This is a genomic window from Stenotrophomonas sp. NY11291, from assembly GCF_023277365.1.
Classification (GTDB): domain Bacteria; phylum Pseudomonadota; class Gammaproteobacteria; order Xanthomonadales; family Xanthomonadaceae; genus Stenotrophomonas; species Stenotrophomonas geniculata.
This window is the reverse complement of record NZ_CP096975.1, coordinates 1,039,476-1,062,126: the sequence shown is the minus strand read 5'-3', so window position 1 is coordinate 1,062,126 and position 22,651 is coordinate 1,039,476. Positions and strand designations below refer to the sequence as shown.

The 22,651-nt window shown below is 66.9% G+C and carries 26 protein-coding genes and 1 tRNA gene; 10 read left to right on the top strand and 17 right to left on the bottom strand.

Features of this window, described 5'->3' with window-relative positions; genetic code table 11:
• The 3 genes from M1L61_RS04955 to M1L61_RS04945 are packed head-to-tail and all read left to right on the top strand — an operon-like array spanning position 1 to position 1,731.
• Complete coding sequence (locus tag M1L61_RS04955; protein ID WP_049434341.1) at positions 1–468, top strand: phage tail protein; 468 nt, start codon at positions 1–3, stop codon at positions 466–468.
• Positions 452–667 (top strand): tail protein X, encoded by a 216-nt coding sequence (locus tag M1L61_RS04950; RefSeq protein ID WP_010483798.1) that lies wholly within the window; start codon positions 452–454, stop codon positions 665–667. The genes M1L61_RS04955 and M1L61_RS04950 overlap by 17 nt, the downstream gene beginning before the upstream one ends.
• Positions 658–1,731 carry a contractile injection system protein, VgrG/Pvc8 family gene (locus M1L61_RS04945; protein WP_049410183.1) on the top strand — a complete coding sequence of 358 codons (1,074 nt, stop codon included), beginning with the start codon at positions 658–660 and terminating at the stop codon, positions 1,729–1,731. The genes M1L61_RS04950 and M1L61_RS04945 overlap by 10 nt, the downstream gene beginning before the upstream one ends.
• Before the next feature lie 31 nt (positions 1,732–1,762).
• Here the strand turns inward: M1L61_RS04945 and M1L61_RS04940 are convergent, their stop codons facing one another.
• Positions 1,763–2,143: a tautomerase family protein gene (locus M1L61_RS04940; protein WP_005408320.1), complete on the bottom strand. Its 381-nt coding sequence runs from the start codon at positions 2,141–2,143 to the stop codon at positions 1,763–1,765.
• A 564-nt stretch (positions 2,144–2,707) separates the two neighbouring features.
• Between M1L61_RS04940 and M1L61_RS04935 the strand changes: the two genes are divergently transcribed.
• Together M1L61_RS04935 and M1L61_RS04930 are read left to right on the top strand one after the other, a co-directional pair.
• Positions 2,708–3,115, top strand: coding sequence for a hypothetical protein (locus M1L61_RS04935; RefSeq protein WP_248854393.1), 408 nt, complete (start codon positions 2,708–2,710; stop codon positions 3,113–3,115).
• A gap of 52 nt (positions 3,116–3,167) precedes the next feature.
• Positions 3,168–3,731 (top strand): hypothetical protein, encoded by a 564-nt coding sequence (locus tag M1L61_RS04930; RefSeq protein ID WP_049453542.1) that lies wholly within the window; start codon positions 3,168–3,170, stop codon positions 3,729–3,731.
• Between the two features lie 85 nt (positions 3,732–3,816).
• On the opposite strand, the gene M1L61_RS04925 is transcribed toward M1L61_RS04930, so the two are convergent.
• The 14 genes from M1L61_RS04925 to M1L61_RS04860 all read right to left on the bottom strand — a co-directional run bounded on the left by M1L61_RS04925 (position 3,817) and on the right by M1L61_RS04860 (position 15,141).
• Positions 3,817–3,891, bottom strand: a tRNA-Val gene (locus M1L61_RS04925).
• Between the two features lie 133 nt (positions 3,892–4,024).
• Entirely contained in the window at positions 4,025–4,378 is a 354-nt protein-coding gene (locus M1L61_RS04920; RefSeq protein ID WP_005412452.1) for a PilZ domain-containing protein, read from the bottom strand.
• Positions 4,375–5,331, bottom strand: coding sequence for a DNA polymerase III subunit delta' (locus M1L61_RS04915; RefSeq protein WP_134958057.1), 957 nt, complete (start codon positions 5,329–5,331; stop codon positions 4,375–4,377). Before M1L61_RS04915 ends, M1L61_RS04920 begins: the two co-directional genes overlap by 4 nt.
• Positions 5,328–5,993, bottom strand: a complete 666-nt coding sequence (gene tmk / locus M1L61_RS04910) for a dTMP kinase (RefSeq protein ID WP_248854392.1) — start codon at positions 5,991–5,993, stop codon at positions 5,328–5,330. Before tmk ends, M1L61_RS04915 begins: the two co-directional genes overlap by 4 nt.
• A complete protein-coding gene (mltG, locus tag M1L61_RS04905; RefSeq protein WP_010483815.1) occupies positions 5,990–7,051 on the bottom strand; it encodes an endolytic transglycosylase MltG in 1,062 nt (353 codons plus the stop codon). Before mltG ends, tmk begins: the two co-directional genes overlap by 4 nt.
• A gap of 164 nt (positions 7,052–7,215) precedes the next feature.
• Complete coding sequence (locus tag M1L61_RS04900) at positions 7,216–8,580, bottom strand: aminodeoxychorismate synthase component I (protein ID WP_010483816.1); 1,365 nt, start codon at positions 8,578–8,580, stop codon at positions 7,216–7,218.
• Between the two features lie 92 nt (positions 8,581–8,672).
• A complete protein-coding gene (fabF, locus tag M1L61_RS04895; RefSeq protein WP_019338749.1) occupies positions 8,673–9,935 on the bottom strand; it encodes a beta-ketoacyl-ACP synthase II in 1,263 nt (420 codons plus the stop codon).
• Between the two features lie 143 nt (positions 9,936–10,078).
• A complete protein-coding gene (gene acpP, locus M1L61_RS04890; protein WP_005415509.1) occupies positions 10,079–10,318 on the bottom strand; it encodes an acyl carrier protein in 240 nt (79 codons plus the stop codon).
• 152 nt (positions 10,319–10,470) lie between these two features.
• A complete protein-coding gene (gene fabG / locus M1L61_RS04885) occupies positions 10,471–11,214 on the bottom strand; it encodes a 3-oxoacyl-ACP reductase FabG (protein WP_049481397.1) in 744 nt (247 codons plus the stop codon).
• An 81-nt stretch (positions 11,215–11,295) separates the two neighbouring features.
• A complete protein-coding gene (fabD, locus tag M1L61_RS04880; protein ID WP_248854391.1) occupies positions 11,296–12,240 on the bottom strand; it encodes an ACP S-malonyltransferase in 945 nt (314 codons plus the stop codon).
• Positions 12,241–12,400: 160 nt separating this feature from the next.
• A complete protein-coding gene (locus M1L61_RS04875) occupies positions 12,401–13,183 on the bottom strand; it encodes a hypothetical protein (RefSeq protein WP_049434319.1) in 783 nt (260 codons plus the stop codon).
• Positions 13,184–13,260: 77 nt separating this feature from the next.
• The gene (locus tag M1L61_RS04870; protein ID WP_248854390.1) at positions 13,261–14,238 is read right to left on the bottom strand and encodes a beta-ketoacyl-ACP synthase III; all 978 of its coding nucleotides are present in this window, start codon (positions 14,236–14,238) and stop codon (positions 13,261–13,263) included.
• A gap of 91 nt (positions 14,239–14,329) precedes the next feature.
• Positions 14,330–14,524, bottom strand: a complete 195-nt coding sequence (rpmF, locus tag M1L61_RS04865) for a 50S ribosomal protein L32 (protein ID WP_005408308.1) — start codon at positions 14,522–14,524, stop codon at positions 14,330–14,332.
• Between the two features lie 107 nt (positions 14,525–14,631).
• Positions 14,632–15,141, bottom strand: a complete 510-nt coding sequence (locus M1L61_RS04860; protein ID WP_010483828.1) for a YceD family protein — start codon at positions 15,139–15,141, stop codon at positions 14,632–14,634.
• 113 nt (positions 15,142–15,254) lie between these two features.
• Between M1L61_RS04860 and M1L61_RS04855 the strand changes: the two genes are divergently transcribed.
• Positions 15,255–15,824 (top strand): Maf family nucleotide pyrophosphatase, encoded by a 570-nt coding sequence (locus M1L61_RS04855; protein WP_010483830.1) that lies wholly within the window; start codon positions 15,255–15,257, stop codon positions 15,822–15,824.
• Between the two features lie 101 nt (positions 15,825–15,925).
• Here M1L61_RS04855 and M1L61_RS04850 read toward each other — a convergent pair whose 3' ends face one another.
• Positions 15,926–17,761: a glycosyltransferase family 39 protein gene (locus tag M1L61_RS04850; protein WP_248854389.1), complete on the bottom strand. Its 1,836-nt coding sequence runs from the start codon at positions 17,759–17,761 to the stop codon at positions 15,926–15,928.
• Between the two features lie 42 nt (positions 17,762–17,803).
• On the opposite strand from M1L61_RS04850, the gene M1L61_RS04845 reads away from it, so the two are divergent.
• The 4 genes from M1L61_RS04845 to M1L61_RS04830 are packed head-to-tail and all read left to right on the top strand — an operon-like array spanning position 17,804 to position 22,170.
• Positions 17,804–18,757 carry an AAA family ATPase gene (locus M1L61_RS04845; RefSeq protein ID WP_043398214.1) on the top strand — a complete coding sequence of 318 codons (954 nt, stop codon included), beginning with the start codon at positions 17,804–17,806 and terminating at the stop codon, positions 18,755–18,757.
• Between the two features lie 23 nt (positions 18,758–18,780).
• Positions 18,781–19,704, top strand: a complete 924-nt coding sequence (locus tag M1L61_RS04840) for a DUF58 domain-containing protein (RefSeq protein WP_032952475.1) — start codon at positions 18,781–18,783, stop codon at positions 19,702–19,704.
• The gene (locus M1L61_RS04835) at positions 19,697–21,646 is read left to right on the top strand and encodes a DUF3488 and transglutaminase-like domain-containing protein (protein WP_248854388.1); all 1,950 of its coding nucleotides are present in this window, start codon (positions 19,697–19,699) and stop codon (positions 21,644–21,646) included. Before M1L61_RS04840 ends, M1L61_RS04835 begins: the two co-directional genes overlap by 8 nt.
• Complete coding sequence (locus M1L61_RS04830; protein WP_032127773.1) at positions 21,643–22,170, top strand: Slp family lipoprotein; 528 nt, start codon at positions 21,643–21,645, stop codon at positions 22,168–22,170. Before M1L61_RS04835 ends, M1L61_RS04830 begins: the two co-directional genes overlap by 4 nt.
• Before the next feature lie 80 nt (positions 22,171–22,250).
• Here M1L61_RS04830 and M1L61_RS04825 read toward each other — a convergent pair whose 3' ends face one another.
• Complete coding sequence (locus M1L61_RS04825) at positions 22,251–22,610, bottom strand: histidine triad nucleotide-binding protein (RefSeq protein ID WP_014646179.1); 360 nt, start codon at positions 22,608–22,610, stop codon at positions 22,251–22,253.
• Between the last annotated feature and the right edge of the window lie 41 nt (positions 22,611–22,651).

Below are 22,651 nucleotides of genomic sequence, written 5' to 3'. Positions count from 1 at the left end.
ATGAAGCGTGAGTTCGTAACCGCATCCATCGACAAGCTGTTGTCCAGTTTCCAGAGCAACGACTCCGGCAACGCCCCGGTACTGCTGATGCTGGGCGGCTTCAAGTTCAGCCTCAACACCGCCGTGTTCCAGGAGATCCAGCAGAGCAACGAGTATGGCTGGGCTGCGCAGGAACGCATCGGGCAGATGGCCGCCCTGCAGTACACCGGCCCCGGCAAGGCCAGCATGACCTTGCCGGGCGTCATCCACTATGCGTTCCGGGGTGCCGGCAATGAGCTCTCGCAGCTGCGCAAGCTGGCGGCACAGGGCAAGCCACAGCGGCTGCTGACCGGCAAGGGCGGAAACCTGGGGCTGTGGGTCATCGACAAGATCGACGCCACCGCCTCCGGCTTCACCGTCGATGCGGGAATCCAGCGGCACGAATTCACCCTCTCCCTGCGGAAGCACAGCGATGGCACGAACGTATAACACCCGCGACGGCGACGTCGTTGACCGCATCGCGCATGCGCACTATGGCGAACAATCACCGGCCATTCTGCGCGCGATACTCGACGCCAACCCGGGCCTGGCCGCCCGCGGCGCGGTACTGCCTGCGGGCATCGCGATCACTCTGCCAGACGTGCAGCGCCCCGCCGGCGAACGCAAGGGGATCGCACTGTGGGACTGAACATCACACCGGCATTCCGCGTGGTGGCCAACAGCCAGGACATCACCGACAAGATCATGTCGCGCTTCAAATCACTGCGCATCACCGACGAGACCGACAACAACTCGGACATGCTGGAGCTGCAGCTGGCCGACCATGATCCGTCCGATCCGATCCAGCTGCCGCCGGCAGGCGCGGAGCTGGAAGCCTTCATCGGCTATGACGGCGAAGTGCGGCGCATGGGCCTGTACATCTGCGATGAGGTGGAGATTTCCGGCTACCCGGGCAGCATGACCCTGCGCGCGCGCGCCGCACCGTTCGAGGCCAGCAAGGGCGGCAAGAACGATCTGCAGACGCAGAAGACGCGCACCTGGAAGAAGGGCACGACGATCGGTGGCATGGTCCAGCGCATGGCCGGCGAGCACGGACTCAGCGCGGCCGTGAGCGGATCGCTGGCGTCGATCGCACTGCCGCTGACCGTGCAGTCGCAGGAGTCGGACATGAATCTGCTGCTGCGCCTGGCCAAGCAGCATGATGCCATCGCCAAGCCGGGCGGCGGCCGCCTGATGTTCGTCAAGCGCGGCGAATCCACCAGTGCCAGCGGTGAGCGCATTCCCGACGTCACCCTGACCCCGGCCGATGGCAGTGGCTACAAAGTGAGCATCGTCTCACGCGAGAAGACCGGCACCACCATCGCCTACTATCGCGATGTACGCGGTGCCAAGCGCCAGGAGGTGAAGCTGGGCAGCGGTGAACCGATCGTGCGCCTGCGCATGGCCTACGCCGACCGCGAAGCCGCTGAAGCCGCAGCGCGCGCCAAGCACCAGGAACAGGCCCGGCAGACGCGTACGCTGAGCTACACCCTGCCCGGCCGCGAGACGCTGATGGCCGAAGCCACGGTGGTGATGCAGGGCTTCCGCGATGGCGTGGATGGGCAGTGGCTGGTCAAGCGCGCCGAGCACAACATCAGCCACGACGGCTACGTGACCAGCATCGAGTGCGAACAACCCAACAGCGCCGACGCAGTGAAGGCGGCCCGCAGTGCCGCGGCCACCGAAGGCGAGCAGGTCGGCAGCGAGGTGTAGATCCACGCCATGCGTGGATGCGCTTCCCGCATCAACTCACGTACTGCGCTACCCCGTTGCCGAACGACCAGTTCTCCTTTTTCACTTCCACCAGGTTGATGAACACATCCTCGCGGCGGATGCCCACCGCCGCGTGCAGGCCATCAGCGATGCCGGCATACAGCGCCTTCTTCTGCTCCAGCGTGCGCCCTTCGTTCCAGGTGATCTGGATGCAGATGAAGTCGTCGGTGCGGTCCACGCCCAGGTAGCCGGGGTCGTAGATCAACGTGCCGGCGTCGTGCTGCTGGAAGATCTGGAAGCGGTCGTTCTCCGGCACGCCCACCGCGCGCATGGCCTGGTAGATGGCTTCGCCGACACGTTGCAGGTAGTCGGCGGATTTACCTTTGCGAAGATCGATGCGGGCGAGCGGCATGGTGGCACTCCAGCGTGGATGGGTAAGGCGACAGGATGAGACTACGCCTGCCCGGGGCGGTGGGACAGCGCAGGGATGGAACCCTCTGGCTCCATGCATGACACATTCCCGCCTGCGCGCGCCGGGTGACGGAATTGCCATGGCGGCGCCGCTCTGGAGTCGTCACGTGCACGGTCGGCAGAAGGGCGCTCTGCGCCATCAGTGATGGGCGACACAGTCGGCGGATGCTGGAGGGCACAGAACCGGAAACGCTTGGTGTGCCTGCGTGGAGTTGAGAACTTTCCTTACAGACCACCGTGCTTGCGCGATCCCATGATCACCGCGCCGAGGCAGATTGCCTGGGCCGGGATTGGCGTCTCGAATAAACGAATGAACACCCATCGCTGCGATTTACGCCGCAGCAGAGAGAATGCACCGATTGCCTTCAATGGCGGCCGGTGCGTGGGGATCGACAGATCCGCCAGGCCTTCTTCTCGATGGGAGTTCGTTTGCCTTGGTACGCCAACCCGCACCGTCCGCCACCTTCACTCCGGAAGGTGGCGCTACGCCAGTGAGGGTTTCGCCATGACCAATCACACCGCCGACCATCCCCGCCTGCACACCCTGATCGGCAACATCGCCGCCGACGTGCCTGAAGAGCTCGCGCACGAGATCGAGTGCGCCTTGCAGGAACAGAACCCGCCCGTGCAGTCGCCCACGTTCTTCGCCTGCCTCAATGCGATCAGCAACGCCGACGCCGATGACGGGCAACCGTGTGGCGGCCTCACCCTCGGCGCCAGCAATCACGCTTCGCTGCGCCGCTCGATGTCCGGGCTCAGCGCAGTGCTCGATCTGCTGCAGGCCGCCGACCGGGCGCGTGCCGAGGCCGGCCCGGAGGAACAGCTGGGCGCCTTCCATACCGACGGACTGATCGTGGCGGCACGACAACTGGTGCGCGAGGAGCATCACTGCCTCGCCGAGGGCCACACCTGACCGGCCCGGATGCGCTCCCGCTACAATCGCGCAGGGAACGCGGGAGGCCGCAATGGACGCCGAACACCTGGAGTATTTCAAGGCCGCTCTGGAGGGCCGCGCAAGCGTAGGCTGGAACGTATGGTTCGCCGCCAACCAGCAGGCGCTGGCACAACAACTGAGCCGCCCTGCACTGCTGCGCTTGAAGTTCAGCAAACTGGATGAAGCCGAACGCTTGCTCGCCCAGGCCGACATCGTGCCTCGCAGCACAGCGGGCAAGCGCTACGAAATGTACTGCGCGGAGTTCGCGGCAGACGTGGTGGACGCGAACGGTCGCCCGCTGCCAGCCCTCTGGCGCGCAGCGCACGGCGGAGCCATCGGCCTGCTTGCCGATGGCGAGCGTGAGGCCGGCCAGGCGAAGCTGCTCGCGGAGTTCCGCCGCGCCCGCAAGCGCGGGCTGCAACAGGTCCACGAATGGTTGGCCGATCTGTGCTTTGAAGGCGAGATGGAACTGACCAGCGGCAATGCCGAGGTGGGCCGTGGTCTGCTTGCAGTGGTGGTGCAGGCCGGCAGCGGCCACGACCTGCTGGATGCAACGGCACTGATCGCGCGCGCGCTGTTGGACGAACACGGCTGAGACAGGGTCCGCTGCCCGTCGGCCCAGCAGAATCGCAGGCAACAAAAAAGCCCCCATTGCTGGAGGCTTCTTTCGTTCTGCAACATGGTGGGCGGTACAGGGATCGAACCTGTGACCCTTGCCGTGTGAAGGCAATGCTCTACCGCTGAGCTAACCGCCCGGTGTGTTGCTGAGCCGCTCATTATAGGGGCTTTTCAGAGGCCGTCAACAGTTTTTCACATTCGTGTTCACGGGTGTTTCCGGGGTCCGCAGCCAAGCATGGCTCGGCTCTACAGAAAGGCCCCGGTGCTACCTCACATCGTGTGGGTCGGCTTGTCCGAGCCGGTAAGTCCAGCCAGCAGGGTCTCGATCTTGTGGCGCACGCCCTCGCCTTCGGCACCGTCGGCCAGCTGCACGCCGATACCGGCGGTGCGGTTGCCCTGCGCGCCGGCCGGGGTCACCCAGATCACCTTGCCGGCCACCGGCAGGCGCTCGCTGGAATCGGGCAGGGTCAGCAACAGGAACACCTCGTCGCCCAGGAAGTAGCGCTTGGGGGTGGGCACGAAGATGCCGCCATTCTTCACGAACGGCATGTACGCGCTGTACAGCGCGGCTTTGTCCTTCACGGCCAGGGACAGGATGCCCTGGCGGGCGTTGCTGGCACTCATCGATTTCCCCTTGCGGCAGGCCGCTCGTTCACCTTGTTCCAGGCCAGCAGCAACTCGACCACCGCAAGGTCTGCGCGCACCGTGGTGCGCAGCAGGTCGCGGGTGCGGTTGGCCGCATCGAACCAGGCTGCAAGCTTGTGCAATCGCTCCGGCGTGGTCAAGGCATCGGTGCTGGCCTGGGCCAGCGCCAGGTCGGCGGCAAAGCGCAGGCGCAGCGCTGCGTTGTCGTCGCCGCACCACTTCTGCGCCAGCTCCACCGCACCGGTCTTGCCGGCGGCCAGCTGTTCCAGCTCGCGGCCAACCTCGCGGCGCAGGCTCAGGCCATCTTCGCGCAGCCAGTTGTCGGCCTGGCCGGGATGGCCGCGTGCAGCCTCCAGCGCTTCGCGCGCCGACGCCTCGCTGTGTCCCTGCTGCTGCAGCCAGGCCAGTGCTTCATGCTGCGGCGGCAGCTTGAATTCCAGGCGCTGGCAACGGCTGCGGATGGTCTGCGGCAGGCGTGCCGGGTCGCTGCTGATCAGCCACAGGTAGCGGCCGGGCTGCGGCTCTTCCAGGGTCTTCAGCAGCGCGTTGGCCGCCGAGCGGTTGATCGCATCGGCCGGGTCGACGATCACCACCTGCGCCACGCCGTACTGCGGGGTCAGCGCCAGCGTGTCGGTGATCTCGCGCACCTGCTCGATGACGATCTCGGTGCGCAGCTTGTCGCCGCTCTTGTTCGGGATGAAGCTGACCAGCTGCAGGTCCGGATGGGTACCGGCGGCGATCAGCTGGCGCGTGCGCGTGGCATGCGCGGCATCACCGCGCGCCAGCACGTGGTCGGCCAGCGCCAGTGCCACCTCGCGCTTACCCAACCCGGCCGGGCCGCAGATCAGCAGGCCATGACCGAGCCGGTCTGCATCGAGCGCAGCAACCGTCTGATCGAACGCGCGCTGCTGCCACGGCGAAAACGTGCTCATACGCCCTCCCCGTCCCGCAGCCAGCGCTCGACACGCGCGACCACGTCGGCCGCCACGCGTTCCTGCACCTGGCCAGCGTCGACCAGCGCGAAGCGCTGCGGATCCTGCTGTGCGCGGCTGCGGAACACTTCGCGCACGCGCTGGAAGAAATCGTCCTGCTCGCTCTCGATGCGGTCCGGCCACAGGTCGCGGCCATTGGCGCGTGCGCGGCCCACCGCCACGTCCACGTCCAGCAGCAGGGTCAGGCCCGGCAGCAGGCCCACCGCGCGTCGTTCCAGATCGGCAATCCACTGCGGGTCGAGGCCACGGCCACCGCCCTGGTAGGCATAGCTGGAATCGGTGAAGCGATCGCTCAGCACGTAGGCACCGCGCTGCAGCGCCGGTCGGATCACCTGGCGCACATGCTGCGCGCGTGCAGCGAACACCAGCAGCAGCTCGGCTTCGGCGCTGAGCGGTTCGGCGGCGATCTCGGCATCGGGCTTCAGCACCAGGCCGCGGATGCGCTCGGCCAGGGGCGTGCCGCCCGGCTCGCGGGTCAGCACCACCTCGTGGCCGTGGCTGCGCAGGCAGTCACGGATGGCGTTGATGGCGGTGGTCTTGCCTGCGCCCTCGCCGCCTTCCAGGCTGACGAAACGCGGGTGGCGAAGCAGCGCGGGACTCATTGCGCCGAGGTCTCCTTGGTACGTTGCTGGCGCAGCTGCTGCAGGTAGCGGGCGACTGCGGCGTTGTGCTGGTCCAGGCTGGGCGAGAACACGTGCGCGCCACTGCCATCGCCCACGGCGACGAAATACAGCGCGTCGCCCGCTGCGGGTTGCGCGGCGGCCATCAGTGCATCGCGGCTGGGCATGGCGATCGGGGTCGGGGTCAGGCCCGCACGGGTATAGGTGTTGTAGGGCGTATCGGTGGTCAGGTCGCGGCGGCGGATGTTGCCGTCATACGCGGCACCGATGCCGTAGATCACGGTCGGGTCGGTCTGCAGGCGCATGCCGATCTTCAGGCGACGCATGAACACGCCGGCAATCTGCGGGCGCTCGCTGGCCAATGCGGTTTCCTTCTCGATGATCGAGGCCATCGTCAGCAGTTCGTAGGGCGTGTTGATCGGCAGGTCCGGCGCGCGGCTTTCCCAGGCTTCATCCAGCGCCTTTTCCATCGCGGCGTGGGCGCGCTTGAGCACGTCCAGATCACTGTCGCCGCGCTGGTAGACGTAGGTCTCCGGCAGGAAGCGGCCTTCCGGATGCTGGCCACCGAAGCCGAGGCGCTGCATCAGCGCGGCGTCATCAAGATTGTCGGTGGTGTGCAGCAGCGGCTCGGCGCGCTTGAGCGCGGCACGCAGCTGGCGGATGTTCCAGCCTTCGATGATGGTGACACGGTGCTGCAGCACCTTGCCGGCACGCATGCGCAACAGCAGCTCGCGCGGGGTCAGGTCGCCACTGAGCGCGTACTCGCCCACCTTCAGCTTGCCGGCGGCATCGAGCTGGCGCGCCAGCAACTGCCACTGGGTGTCCTGGCCCTCGTCCACGCCGGCATCGCGCAGCTTGCGCAGCACGCTGTTCATGCCATCGCCGCTGGCGATGACCACGCTTTCGGCGGTGGGGGTGATCGGGGCATCGGCGAAGCGGGTCTGCTGGTAGAAGAACCACGCGCCCGCGCCGGCCACGACAGCGGCCAGCACCACCACCAGCGTTACCACGAACAGACACCCGCGCTTGGCTCCCGCCATGGACTACCTCTGAACTCGATTCCGTCGTGCAGGATACCGTGCCGCTGGTGTGGGGTCATGACCGGGGTGGCACCCAACCCCGCTTCGCTCGCCGGGCATGGCCCGGCGCTACCGGGAGGGTGATGCGTCGGTAGCGCCGGGCCATGCCCGGCGGGGGCGGTCAATCAGCCTTGCTGACCGAGCGCGCGCAGCAGGCCGCGCGCCTTGGCGCGGGTCTCGTCCAGTTCCTTGTCCGGGTCCGAATCCACCACGATGCCGGCGCCGGTGCGGAAGCTCACCTCGTGGCCATCCACTTCGGCGGTGCGGATCAGGATGTTCAGGTCCAGGTCGCCATCCCGGTTCAGCCAGCCGAAGGCGCCGGTATAGGCACCGCGCGGCACCTGCTCCAGTTCGCTGATGATCTGCATGCAGCGCACCTTGGGGCAGCCGGTGATGGTGCCGCCCGGGAACGTGGCGGCGATCACCTCGCCGGGCGTGACCTCCGGGCGCAGATGGCCACTGACGTTGCTGACGATGTGGTGCACATGAGCGTAGCTCTCCACGGTCATCAGCTCGTCGACCACCACGGTGCCGGGCAGGCAGATGCGGCCCAGGTCGTTGCGTTCCAGGTCGATCAGCATCACGTGCTCGGCGCGCTCCTTGGGGTGGCCGACGAGTTCCTGGATGCGCGCGGCATCATCGTCCCCCTCGAAACGCGGACGCGTGCCGGCAATCGGCCGGGTCTGCGCGTGACCGGCATGCACCGACACCAGCCGCTCCGGCGAGGAACTGACCACGTGGCGGCCATGCGCGCTGAACAGGCCGGCAAACGGTGCCGGGTTGGCACGGCGCAACTGCGCGTACAGCGCCTGCGGGCTGACCGGCGCGGCGAACCGGGCGCTCCAGCGCCGCGACAGGTTCACCTGGAACACATCGCCGGCGCGCAGGTAGTCGATCACCCGGCGCACGCCGTCGGTGAAGCGCTGCGGCGCATCCTCGGCCACCGACTGCGGCGGCTGCCAGCCTTGCCCGGCTTCGGGCATCGCGGCCGAAGCCAGTGCCACCAGCGCGTCCAGCAGCGCCTGCTCGCCGGCTTCGGCGATGACGAAGCTGGCATCGTTGTGATGGTCGTGCAGCACCGCGGCCGGGCAGCGCAGTGCCAGCGCGGTCGGGCGGCCGTCCTCGCGCGCACGCGCCGGCAGAACCGGTTCGATCTGGCTGGCCACTTCGTAATCCAGCATCAGCGCCCAGCCGCCACGGAACGGCAGGCTGTGGCTGCCGTCGTGCGACAGGCGCTCATGCTGCCAGGCACGGTCCAGTGCCTGCAGGAACGTGCCGGGCTGCACCACGTCGTGCAGATCGCGCACCTGGCCATCGGCGTCCAGCCGCAGGCCCTCGCCCTGCGCGGCCAGCAGCAGGCTCCAGCGGCCCTGGGCGGTGCCCGAGGCGGTGGATTCCATCAGCAGCGGGAAGCGCGCCGGGTCGTGCTGCTGCAGCGCCAGCAGATCGATCGGATGCGGCAACGGGTGAATCAGCGGTGCGTGGGTCATGGCAGCCAGTTCGGGGTATCAGATGCACGGAAGCCGCCTTGCGGCGGCTCCATGGAACGCGGAGTCGAGCATGGCTCGACGCTACAACTCGGTCAGACGCGCTTGAAGACCAGCGTGCCGTTGGTGCCGCCGAAGCCAAAACCATTCGACATCACCACGTCCACCTTGGCCTGGCGTGCTTCGTTGGGCACGTAGTCCAGGTCGCAGCCTTCGCCCGGCTGCTGCAGGTTGATGGTCGGCGGAATGACGTTGTCCTGCAGCGCCATCACCGAGAAGATCGCTTCCACGCCGCCGGCAGCGCCCAGCAGATGGCCGGTCATCGACTTGGTGGAGCTGACCATCATCTTGTAGGCGTGGTCGCCGAAGGCGGTCTTCATCGCCATGGTCTCGCCCAGGTCGCCCAGTGGCGTGGAGGTGCCGTGCGCGTTGAGGTAGCCGACCTGCTCCGGGGTCACGCCGGCGTCCTTCATGGCCATGGCCATGCAGCGGGCGGCACCTTCGCCGTTCTCGCTCGGTGCGGTCATGTGGTACGCATCGGAGCTGGCGCCGAAACCGGCCAGCTCGCAGTAGATCTTCGCGCCACGCGCCCTGGCGTGCTCGTACTCTTCCAGGATCAGGATGCCGGCGCCGTCGCCCAGCACGAAGCCGTCACGGTCCTTGTCCCACGGGCGCGAGGCCTGTTCCGGGGCATCGTTGCGGGTGCTCATGGCCTTCATCGCGCAGAAGCCGCCCAGCGCGGTCGGCGACGAGCCACGCTCGGCACCACCGACCACCATCACGTCGGCATCGCCGTACTGGATCATGCGCATCGCGGTGCCGATCGAGTGGTTCGAGGTCGCGCACGCCGACACCGCCGAGAACGACGGGCCCTTCAGGCCGGTGATGATGCTCAGCTGGCCCGGCAGCATGTTGATGATGGTCTTGGGCACGTAGAAGGGCGAGATCTTCTTGCCCTCGTGGAACTCGATGGTCTGCTCTTCGATGCCGAGCAGGCCGCCGATGCCGGCGCCGACGATGGCGCCGATGCGTTCGGCATTGGCGTCGGTGATCTCCAGGCCCGAGTCGTGCAGGGCCATGAACGAGGCACCGAGGCCGTAATGGATGAACGGGTCCATCTTCTTGGCATCCTTGCCGCTGACCCGGAATTTGCCGAACAGTTCATTGTCGGCGGTGATGTCGAATCCCTTGACCTCACCTGCAATCTTGGTGGTGAACCGATCCAGATAGGCATCAGAAACGTTGGTCAGCGGACCGATGCCCGAACGACCATGGGTGATGCCTTCCCAGCTGCTGGCCAGATCATTGCCCAACGGCGAGACGATACCCAGGCCGGTTACGACGACGCGACGCTTCATTGCTGATTCTCCTGGCCCGGATGGTTTCAACGGGCAACTCGGTTTGCTTCGGTGTGATGCTCAAACACACGGGGCCGCAACAGCGGCCCCATGGGGTGCGGTGCGCGGCGAGCGTGAACCCGCGCGCGCACTGCCGTCTGACATCAGGCCTTGACGTGGGCCTTGATGTAGTCGATGGCGGCCTGCACGGTGCTGATCTTCTCGGCTTCTTCGTCCGGGATCTCGCACTCGAATTCTTCTTCCAGGGCCATCACCAGCTCGACGGTGTCCAGCGAGTCAGCGCCCAGGTCATCGACGAACGATGCGCTGTTGGTGACTTCTTCTTCCTTGACGCCAAGCTGTTCGACGACGATTTTCTTGACGCGTTCTTCGATGGTGCTCATGGGATCTCGCTCCAGATGGAGTTGTGGTTCAAAAGTGGTCGCCATCAAAGGCGATGGCCGTGGGATAGTGTAGTGGAAACCGGCGCGGCCTTGCATCGCAGCAAAAACCTCAGCAGATCAATCACTTGCGGCGCAATCCCTGCGCCCCTTGCTTACGGCATGTACATGCCACCGTTCACATGGAGGGTTTCGCCGGTGATGTAACCGGCAGCCGGGCTGGCCAGGAAGGCCACCGCATGGGCGATGTCTTCCGGCGAACCCAGGCGTTCGAGGGCGATGTCGTTGATCAGCGCGGTACGCGCTTCTTCCGGCAACGCCTTGGTCATGTCGGTGTCGATGAAGCCAGGTGCGACAACATTGACGGTGACACCGCGCGAACCGATTTCCTTGGCCAGCGACTTGCTGAAGCCGATGATGCCGGCCTTGGCGGCAGCGTAGTTGGCCTGGCCGGCGTTGCCGGTCACGCCCACCACCGATGCGATGTTGATGATGCGGCCCTTGCGCGCCTTCATCATGCCGCGCATGACGGCCTTGCTGGTGCGGAACACGCTGGTCAGGTTGGTGTCGATGATCGACGCCCAGTCCTCGTCCTTCATGCGCATCAGCAGGTTGTCGCGGGTGATGCCGGCATTGTTGACCAGGATCGAGATCGGGCCGAATTCCTTGGCGATACCGTCCAGCACGCTGTCCAGCGCAGCCGCATCGGTGACATTCAGCGCGCGGCCATGACCACCGTGGCCGGCCAGGCGCTCACCGATCGCGGCAGCGCCGGATTCGGTGGTGGCGGTGCCGATGACGGTGGCGCCTTGGGCGGCCAGCAGATCGGCGATGGCGGCACCAATGCCACGGCTGGCGCCGGTGACCAGTGCGATTTCACCCTGCAGGGGCTTGCTCATGATGTTTTCCTCAGGCTGGGGCGGCCGCCGCACCCGTGCCGCGTGCAGCGGCCACTCGTACGGTCGGCAGGAACAGGGGGATCAGGCCGACCATGCCTCGCGGGCAGCTTCGAAGTCGCCCGGCGTGGCCAGCGAACGGCCGTCGATGGCCTTGTCGATGCGCTTGACCAGGCCGGTCAGCACCTTGCCCGGGCCGCACTCGGCGATCCGGGTGACGCCACGGGCAGCCAGCGCCTGCACGCAGCCGGTCCACTGCACCGGCTGGTACAGCTGCTGGACCAGCGCGGTACGGATCGCGTCGATGCCGTCATGCACCTTGGCGTCGACGTTCTGCACCACCGGCAGCTGCGGCGCCTGCCAGGCCAGGCCGGCCATCACTTCGGCCAGGCGGTTGGCGGCTTCACGCATCAGCGGGGTGTGCGAGGGCACGCTCACGGCCAGCTTGACCGCCTTGCGCACGCCCTTCTCGGCCAGTAGCGCCAGCGCGCGGTCGACCGCATCGGCGTCGCCACCGATCACGATCTGGCCCGGCGAATTGAAGTTGGCCGGCACCACCACCTGGCTGCCTGCCGCTTCAGCGCAGACGTCCAGCACCAGCTGGTCTTCGGCGCCGAGCACGGCGGCCATGGCGCCGACACCGGCCGGTGCGGCTTCCTGCATCAGCTGGCCGCGCAGGCGCACCAGGTGCGCGCCGTCATGCAGGCTCAGCGCGCCAGCGGCAACCAGGGCGGTGTACTCGCCCAGGCTGTGACCGGCCAGCACCGACGGGCGCGGACCGCCCACGGCGTTCCAGGCGCGCCACACGCCGATGCTTGCGGCCAGCAGGGCCGGCTGGGTGTATTCGGTGCGGTTGAGCATTTCCTCCGGGCCGCCCTGGGACAGCGCCCACAGGTCGACGCCGGCACCATCGGATGCCTCGGTGAAGGCGTCACGCACCTGCGGGTGCAGTTCAGCCAGCTCGGCCACCATGCCCACAGACTGCGAGCCCTGGCCGGGGAAGACAAAAGCGAGGGTGGATACGGTCACGCGGTCATCCGCTTGTTGCAATCGAAGCAGGCCATGATAAGGGCGAATCCGCTGTGTCGTCTGTACGTGCGCGTATGCAGGCGTATGGAGGGCGGCTAGGCAAGCGCAATGGGGTCAGATCCCTTTTCCGCAGGAAAAGGGATCTGACCCCTATCCGCCATCAGCAGAACAGCTGCAGGACGTCCAAGTCGCCGTCGGCAAGGAAATCCACGCACAGGCCCACCAGCATCAGCACGCCAGCGGTGCTGGCGCCATGGGCGATGAAAATGGAGTGGGCCAGCGCGCGCGCTGAGCGGCCCAGCTTCATGCAGACCCGGGCCAGGCTGCGCAGGCGGCCACTGACCGCGTGCACGTGCTCGCGCACCGGCGCCTGGGCATCGCCCATCGCCTGGGCCATCATCGCCTGCAGGTGCTCGGGGCGGTCGGCGTAGTACTTGGCCACGCCATAGCCGAACATCAGCCAGTCGCGGGCCTGCGCTTCGGACAGATCCATCACTTCCAGCGGATCTTCCTCGAAGTCGATGAAACCGACGTTCTCGCCATCCCAGGTGAGATTGCGCGGCAACGGCTGGCCGAAATAGGCGCCACGCGCATGCGCTGCGGCAATGGCCAGCATCGCCGCCATCACCAGTCGGTCGCGACCTGCGTCGTCGGCTTCGCGCAGGCAGGTATTGAACGAACTGCCGTTGTCGCCGATCACCAGCGCGGCATGGCCGGTGCCCAGCACGTCGGGCACGTTCACGCCCTGCGCCTGCAGTTCTGCAAGGCGACGGGCTTCGGTTTCGCGTGCGGCGTCGCCGCCACGGTGCGGCGGCGGGCGCAGGGCGTCCAGATGAAAACGACGGGCAACAAAATTGAGCAGGCCAAGGGCCAGCGCCCGGCTTCCCTTGCCGTACTGCTTCAGCCAGGCACGTTGCCCTTCGATGACGATGGGCTCAACCATGACAGGTCCTCATTAAACGCGTTACGGCCCCAGAGGGGCCGCAACGACAAAGCTTCACGTTGTCGTAACTTGCACTATCAATAGCGCAGCAGAGCCGAACCCCACGTGAAGCCGCCGCCGAAGGCTTCCAGCAGCAGCAGCTGGCCACGTTCGACCCTGCCCGAACGCACGGCGGCGTCCAGCGCCAGCGGCACCGAGCCGGACGAGGTATTGCCGTGCTTGTCGACGGTCACCACGACCTGGTCCATCGACATGTCCAGGCGCTTGGCGGTGGCTTCGATGATGCGCAGGTTGGCCTGGTGCGGAATCAGCCAATCCAGGTCGGACTTGTCCAGGCCGTTGGCGGCCAGGGTCTCGTCCACGACCGAGTCCAGCGCCTTGACGGCGTACTTGAACACGTCGTTGCCCTTCATGTTGATGGTGCCGCCGCCATTGGCGCCGTCCTTGAAGCCGGTCGAGACACCGACCGGGTTCCACAACAGCTCCTTCTTGCTGCCATCGGCATGCAGGTGGGTACTGAGGATGCCGGTCTCTTCATCGGCCTTGAGCACGACGGCGCCAGCGCCATCGCCGAACAGCACGCAGGTGGTGCGATCGTTCCAGTCGACCATGCGGGTCAGCGTTTCGGTGCCGATCACCAGCACATGCCTGCAGTCACCGGAACGGATGAATTTGTCGGCCACGCCCAGCGCGAACACGAAGCCCGAGCAGGCTGCGTTGACGTCAAAGGCAGGGCACCCCGCAACACCGAGCTTGGCCTGGATCAGGCACGCGGTGGACGGGAAAATGAGATCAGGGGTGGTCGTGCCGACCACGATCATGTCGAGCTGCGAGGCATCGATGCCTGCGGCTTCAAGCGCGCGCAGGGCGGCGTTGTAGCCGAGGTCGCTGGTGGTTTCGCCTTCGGCCGCGATGTGCCGTTCACGAATTCCGGTGCGCGACTGGATCCACTCATCCGAGGTTTCGACCATTTTTTCCAGGTCGGCGTTGGTCAGGACTTTTTCCGGCAAATAGCTACCGGTGCCCGCGATCCTCGAGTAGATCCGCTTGCTCATCATGTTTCCTGTTGCGCGGGCTGCCGATCACCGGCACACCCGGGGAAGAAGGCAAAGGCCGCTGCCCGGAGGCAGCGGCCTTCCCGGCACATCAATCTTCTTCGACGGCCGAGGTCTTGGTCTGGATGACCTTCTTGCCGCGGTAGAAACCATCGGCAGTGATGTGGTGACGCAGGTGCACTTCGCCGGTGGTCGGGTCGGTCGACAGCTGCTTGGCGCTCAGGGCGTCATGCGAACGGCGCTGGCCGCGGCGGGACGGGGTAACACGGGATTTCTGGACAGCCATGGGATTGCTCCAAACTCGGTTCGTTTTGCTTCGTCGTTTCGTCGCACAGGACGCCAGCGCCCAGCACACTTTTCGCTTTCGCCGCAGCCGCCGACGACAACCGGCTGCTATTGTTTCTTCAATGCCGCCAACGCCGCAAACGGGTTGGCCTTCTTTGTTTCTTCCTCGCTCGGCGCCCAGTCCTTGTCGACTGCTTCACCGTCGGGCGACAGCGGTACCACCGGCACCGCCAGCACCAGTTCGTCCTCGACCAGATCCAGCGGCTTCAGCTGGCCATCTTCCGGCACCAGCAACGCCTCGTATTCCTCCGGCAGGGACGATTCCTCGTCCTCGTCGCGGATCAGGCCAAGCCTCTGGGTCACCTTCACCGGCAACAGGAATCGCTGCATGCTGCGCTGACAGGTCAGCGGCAGCGCGGTGTCGATGGTCAATTCCACATAGGATACCCGCAAGACGTCGTCGCGACCGAATTCAAGCGAGTAATTGCACTCACCGTCGGTATCTGCGACCAACCCCTGCAGGCGGGTCAATTCAGCCAGAGACACCTGACCGTCGAAGCGCCTTCGCGCTACAACCATCCGCCAGGCATCCAGCGTTTCGGGCACGTTCGCGGACATAAGCCGCTGAATACTAAGGATCCGGGCGGCGACTGTCAAATGCCCGCCATACAGGACTTGCTGCTGGCGCTGCGGACACGCCAGACTGCCATGCCCTGCCCCGGTATTCTCGCATGTCACTGGTCCTGGCCTCCACCTCCCGCTACCGCCGCGAGCTGCTGGAACGGCTGGGCCTGCCCTTCGACTGCGCACGTCCGGACGTGGATGAGACTCCCATGAACGGGGAGGCTCCGCTGGCCCTGGCCACCCGCCTGGCCGCCGCCAAAGCGGCCGAGGTGGCGTCCCGCCACCCCGGCGCGTGGGTGATCGGTTCGGACCAGGTCGCAGACCTGAACGGCCAGCCACTGGGCAAACCGGGTACGGTCGAGGCCGCCTGTGCACAGCTGGCAGCAATGTCGGGGCAGACCGTCCGCTTCCACACCGCCGTCTGTCTCAGCCGTGACGGAGAATCATTCACGGCCGTCGATCTGACCGAAGTCTGCTTCCGCGAACTGGAACCAGACGAAATCGCCCGCTACGTGACCACCGAGCAACCGCTGGACTGCGCCGGCAGCTTCAAATGCGAGGGCCTGGGCATCAGCCTGTTCGACGCCATCGACAACCGCGACCCGACCGCGCTGGTCGGCCTGCCGCTGATCGCGGTATGCGGATTGCTGCGCAGGGCCGGTTTCGCGGTGCCCTGAACTGTAGAGCCGAGCCCATGCTCGGTTGCTTTTTTCGAGGCTGCCTGCATCTGAAGCAGAAGCAGCCGAGCATCGGCTCGGCTCTACAGGACCAGAGGACCTCAACGAACCTCGAACGGCTGCTCCTGCCACGCCTCCACACTGCCATCGCGGCCATGCAGGCGCAGCCCGAGCCAGTGCCGGCCCGGTGCCAGCGTGGCGGTATCCAGCGATGCGTCGAAGCCCACCGCCGGATGCTGCGGATCGGTACTGTCCGGCCAGGTGTGGCGCACGTCGAACACACGCCCATAGCGGGCGTCACCGATCGAGCGACCATCGACCAGCACTTCGACGCGCGCCAGGCCGACACCATCCTTGAACGCCCAGCCCTTGATTGCGAGCGTGCCGGACACCTTCTCGCCATTGGACGGCGCATCCAGCCACGCCATCGCCGGCGTCACGCACGGCCCTTCTGCGCGCTGCACCGGCAGCCGGAACAGCAGGAAGCGCTGGAACCCGTGATCACTGCTGACCACGCGTGGCGCAGGCATCGGCCCCACCTGATTGCAGATGGCGTGATAGCGCGCCAGCAGTTCGCGATAGCGCTGATCGCTGGGTGACAGCACCAGCAGCATCGGCACCGTGCGCTCGCCCTCATGCAGCAGGCCCCACTGCGCCAGCTGCGCGGTGCGGCCATGCTTGTCATTGAGCGGATGCGGCAGTACCTCGATGTTGCCATTGCCCAGCTGGAAGCCCAGCTCGGCGCCAACCTTGAAGTTGCCGGCCAGCACGCGCGTTCCTTCCGGCATCTGCCGCAGCTCTTCATGGACCGCAACTGCCAGTGGCTGCCAGCCGGCGAAATTGCGCGGATAGTACTTGCTGCCGGCCATCTGCTCGCGCAGTGCCGGCGTGGATGCCATCAGGTAGTAGCCGAAGGCCAGCACCATGCCCGCGCCGGCCAGCCACCAGCCGGTGCGGCGCAGCCAGCGCGGCCAGCCGTTGAGCACTACCGGCACCGCCACCAGCAATGCGAGGTAGCCCGGCAGCGGCCAGTGGAAGCTGATCCGCTCGACGTCAGTGAAGAAGCCGAGCACGAAAATGCCCAGCGTGGATACGCCGCCCACCAGGCCGAAATAGCGCCACTGCACGCGCGCACCGCCACCGCTCCGGGTTCCTGCCAGCGCCACCTTCCACATCGCCATGCACAGGATCGGCGTGACCAGCATCGGCTGGATCACCAGGAACCACAGCCCGCCCCATTCAAACGCCCAGGGATGACGCTCGATCACCTGGAATTTCAGGCCGGCATCGTGGTTGTCCGCATTCCACGCCAGCAGTGGCAGCCATGCCAGCACGCCCACCGCCAATGCCACCCACACGCGCGGATCGGCCAGCATGCGCCGCCCCTGCGGCAATGCCAGCAACGCGATGAAACCGACGCCGATGACACCGATGAAACGGTAGTGGCTGAGTGCACCGATCAGCAGGCCCAGCGCCAGCTTCATCGCCGAGGAGGCATCCACGTTGTGCAGCAGGCGCGCACCGGCGTGCAGGCAGATCACTGCCGCCAACGCCATCGGCACGTCCGGTACCGCCAGCAGGCCCAGCGTCGCCGACAACGGCATCAACAGCGTGAGGCTGCCCGCCTGCCAACCGGCCACATTGCCGAACCAGCGCGTGGCCGTGCGCACCACCAGCAGCGGCAGCAGCGCACCGATGGCCAAGAATGGCAGGCGCAGCGCGAGCACGTGATGCCCGCCGATCTCCACGCCCAGGCGGGCCAGCCAGGCGGTCAGCCCGGGCAGATCCGAATAGGCCGCGGCCAGATGCTGGCCTTCCTGCCAATAGAACGCTTCGTCGACGAACAGCGGCAGGCGCGCGGCAACGATCAGCTTGGCCGCTGTGACCAGCGTCCATAACCAGAGAAATATCGTCCGTGCGCGCTGTTCGCCTTGCATTGCTCTATGGATAATCGAGTGGATTCCAGATCTGAGACGATCATGCCAGCTTCGTCCCCCAATCCCAGCATGCTAACCGATCAATTGCGTCAGGCCCTGCGGGAGGCACAGGATCAGGTGAACGCACTGGTACTGGGCAAGGTGCCGGAAGTCAGGCTGGCGTTCGTCGCATTGCTGTCCGGCGGCCACCTGCTGATCGAAGATCTGCCCGGCCTGGGCAAGACCACGCTGGCGCATGCGCTGGCCAGCAGCCTCGGCCTCAGCTTCCAGCGCGTGCAGTTCACCTCCGACCTGTTGCCGGCCGATGTGCTGGGCGTGTCGGTGTATGAAGCCGGCAGCCGCCAGTTCCAGTTCCACCCAGGCCCGGTGTTCACCCACGTACTGCTGGCCGACGAGATCAACCGGGCACCACCACGCACGCAGAGCGCGTTGCTGGAAGCGATGGCCGAACAACAGGTCACCCTGGACGGACAGACGCATCCGCTGCCCGACCCGTTCTTCGTGATCGCCACGCAGAACCCGGTGGACCTGTCCGGCACCTTCCCGCTGCCGGATTCGCAGCTGGATCGTTTCCTGCTGCGGCTGGCGATGGGCTACCCCAGTGCCCAGGCCGAACGCGAACTGCTGCGTGGCAGCGACCGCCGCGACCTGATCGCGCGCGCCGTACCGAAACTGGATGACACCCAGGTGCGCGCGCTGCGCGACGCGGTGAACCAGGTGCATGCCAGCGACGCGCTGATCGACTATGTGCAGGCCCTGCTGACCCGCAGCCGCCAGCACGCCGGCGTGCGCGTCGGCCTGTCACCACGCGCCGGCCTGGCATTGCTGCGTGCGGCCAGGGCACATGCCCTGCTGCTGGGTCGCGGGCATGTCGTGCCCGAGGACGTGCAGACGCTGTTCGTCGCAGTGGCTGGTCACCGGCTGGTGGCGGAAGCCGAATCCAGTTCGGGACCGGCACTGGCGCGCGCGATCCTGCAGACCGTCGCGGTGGATTGAGCGTGGCCACACGCTGGGCACGCATGCAGCTGCTGGCACGGCCACGCAGGCCCGAAGCCTTGCCGAAGCGGCTGGACCGCCATCGCATCTATGTGCTGCCCACCCGCTTCGGCCTGTTCGTTGCCACCCTGCTGGTGGCCATGCTGCTGGGCGCGCTGAACTACAACAACAATCCGGCGCTGCTGCTGGCCCTGCTGCTTGCCGCAGCGGCCATCGCCAGTGCCATTGCCGCGCATCTCCAGTTGTCCGGCGTGCAGATCGATGCGATCTCGGCCGAGCCGGTACCGGCCGGGCAACCGTTGCGCCTGCGCGTAGACCTCTCACTGCGTGATCCGCGTGCGCGGCACGGCCTTCATCTGCAGCTGGGTGACAGCAACGCCTGGACCTCGCTGCCTGCGCACGGCCGTGGCGAAGTGGAACTGGACGTTCCCAGCGAACGCCGTGGCTGGCTGGAACTGCCGCGTATCCGCCTGTCCACCACCCAGCCGCTGGGCCTGGTGCGGGCATGGTCGTGGGTGTGGCCGGAACAGCCGCTGCTGGTCTACCCGCTGGCCGAGGCCGTGGCGCCTGCACTGCCGGAGAGCGGCAGCGATCCGCTGCATACCCGTGCCCATGCCAGCGGCGAGGAGCTGCATCAGCTGCGCCCCTACCGGGCGGGCGATGCGCCGCGCAGCATTTCCTGGAAGCACTCGGCACGCCGCGACAGCCTGCTGGTGCGCGAGTACGAAAAGCCGGTCGGCATCGAAGTGATCCTCGACTGGCGCTCATTGGCGCCGCTGGGCCATGAAGCACGCATCGCTCGATTGGCGCGCTGGGTGGATGTGGCCGAGCGCGAGGGCCGCCGCTACACCCTGCTGCTGCCTGCGCATCCACCGTTCGGGCCCGGCCAGGGCGCCAGCCATCATCACCTGTGCCTGCGCGCGCTGGCGCTGATGCCGCATGACTGAGACCCCGGCCCTGCTCGACCGCAATGCCCGCAACTGGACCCTGGCCAGCGCGGCGCTGGCACTGTTGCCGTTGCTGCTGCAGCTGCCACCACTGCTGGCGGGCGTGATCGCGCTGGCGGCGATCATCACTGCCGCCCTGTCGTGGCGGACAGTGTTGCCGATGCCGGTACGCCTGCTGCTGGTGCTGGGCATGCTCGGCGCCATCGTCTGGCAGATGGGCGTGGTGCGCCCAGGACGCGATACCGGTTGCGCGCTGCTGGCCGCGATGCTGGCGATCAAGTCCAGCGAGCTGCGCAGCCTGCGTGATGCCCGCAGCCTGCTCGGCTTCGCGCTGTTCTCGCCCTTTGCAGCATTCCTGCTCGACCAGGGGCCGCTGACAACAGCGCTGGCCGCGCTGGCCGGGGGCAGCGCACTGATCGCACTGCAACGCCTGGCGCAGGATGAAGGCCATGCTGGCCGCCAACCACTGCGTGGACAGCTGCGTGGTGTCGGCCGCCTGCTGGCGATCGGCCTGCCGCTGGCACTGGCCTGCTTCTGGCTCTTCCCCCGACTGGCCACGCCACTGTGGGGTATTCCCGAACGCGCCGTGGGTACACCGGGGCTGTCCGACAGCATGGAACCCGGCCAGTGGCTGGACCTGATGGCCGACGACACCCCGGCGCTGCGCGTGCAGTTCTTCGGCGCTCCGCCCGAGCCGGCGCAGCGCTACTGGCGCGGCCCTGTACTGACCGCCTTCGATGGACGGCGCTGGACACGCGACCGTGCCAGCGCGCGGCGACCTGCTGCAGTGGTTGCAGCGGGTACACAGGGCTGGGAGTACCAGATCGATTACGAGCCCACCGACCGCCGCCAGCTGGTGGCGCTGGACCTGCCCAGCCGCGCACCTGCGGGCAGCGTGCTGGATGCGGACATGAGCCTGAGCAGCGAACGCCCGCTGGCCTCGCTCAGCCGCTGGCGGTTGCATTCGGCCCCGCCACTGCGCTTCGACAGCACGCTGTCGCCCTATCTGCGCCGCGCGACGTTGCAGCTGCCGGCCGGCTTCAACCCGCGCACCGCCACGCTGGCGCAGCAATGGCGGCAGGACGCTGGCAGCGACGACGAGGCCATCGTGCGCCGCGCGCTGCAGTGGATCACCACCGATTTCTCGTACACGCTGGATACCCCTGCGGCAGGGCGCGACCCGATCGACGAGTTCCTGTTCGGCTACAAGGCCGGCTTCTGTGAACACTTCAGCTCGGCCTTCGTGGTGCTGATGCGCAACGCCGGCGTCCCGGCGCGGGTGGTGACCGGTTTCGCTGGTGGCACCCGCAACCGCATCGGCGACTACTGGGTGGTGCGGCGGATGGATGCCCACGCCTGGGCCGAGGTATGGCTGCCGCAGCGCGGCTGGGTCCGGGTTGACCCGACCGCAGCCGTGGCACCGGAACGCATCCTGGACACCCTGGATGACCGCCTGCAGGCCGGCACGGACACACCACTGCAGCAGCGTTGGCTGCAGCTGGGCCAGATGGGCGACTGGCTGCGCCGCGGCTGGAACGATCTGGTGCTGTCCTTCGATGCGCGCCGCCAGCAGCAGCTGCTCAAGCCGTTCGGGCTGGACGATCTGGGCCCCGGGCAGCTGGTCGCAGGCTTCGTGGTAGCCGCACTGCTGGCGCTGGCGTGGATGGCCTGGCTGCTGGCCCGTGGCGAGCGCGAACGCGAGCCGCTGCTGCGCGCCTGGCACCGGCTCGGACGGCGCTACGCCCGCCTCGGCCTGGCCCGTGAACCGCACGAAACCGCACAGGACTGGGCACAGCGGGTACACCGGCAGCGCCCCGACCCGGCCCTGCTCGCACTCAGCCAGCGTTTCGCCGACGCGCGCTACGCTGGAACTTGCACCGACCTCGCTTCATTATTGCGGGACCTGCGCAGGCATCGCCCGACTTCCGGAGCCTCCCCATGAACACCAAGTTCCTTCTCACCGCTGTGGCCACGCTGGCCCTGTCGGCCTGCGCCACGGCCCCCAAGCCGCTGCAGGGACAGTTCAGCCTGGTCTCCCCTCGCGACTCGGTCGCTACCCAGCAGGTCGGCACGCCGGTCCGTTGGGGCGGTCGCATCATCGAAACCAAGCCCGGCCAGGGCGAGACCTGCTTCCAGATCATCTCGCGCCCGCTCAATGGCAGTGGCCGCCCGAACACCACCTCGTCCGACGCCAGCGACGGCCGCTTCATTGCCTGCCGTGCCGGCTTCTACGACCCGGCGGTGTTCGAAGCCGGTCGTGACGTGACCTTCATCGGCAAGATCGACGGCTACCAGAACACCCGCATCGGCGAGTACGACTACCGCCTGCCGAAGCTGTCGGCCGATGTGATCTACCTGTGGCCGGAACAGCGCCAGGTCGACGTGGTGCCCTACCCCTATGGCCCGTGGGGTCCGAGCCCGTATGGCCCGTACTGGGGCGGCTATGGTCGCTGGGGCTGGTGGTGATCATCACCACACAGGCATGACGGAAAAGGCCGCCCTCGGGCGGCCTTTTTTCATCCACGCGCGGCGTGGATACCGGGCACTCAACGTCCCGGGGTACCGAAGTGCCCCAGCGGCGCACCGGCCAGCAGATGCATGTGGATATGGAACACGGTCTGGCCGGCATCCTCGCGGCAGTTCATCACGATGCGGTAGCCGTCCTGTGCGAAGCCTTCGCGGCGCGCGTACTCGGCGGCGGCCAGCGCCAGCTTCCCGATCAGGTGCGCCTGCGACGGCTGCAGGTCATCCAGGGTCGGAATGATCTCGTTCTTCGGAATGAACAGCACGTGCACCGGCGCCTGCGGTGCGATGTCCTTGAAGCCCAGCACCTCGTCATCCTCGTAGACGATGGTGGCCGGGATCTCGCGACGGATGATCTTGCTGAAGAGGGTTTCGTTGCTCATGGTCGGCCTCGGCGGGGATGTCTCCCGCATTGTAGGCCGCT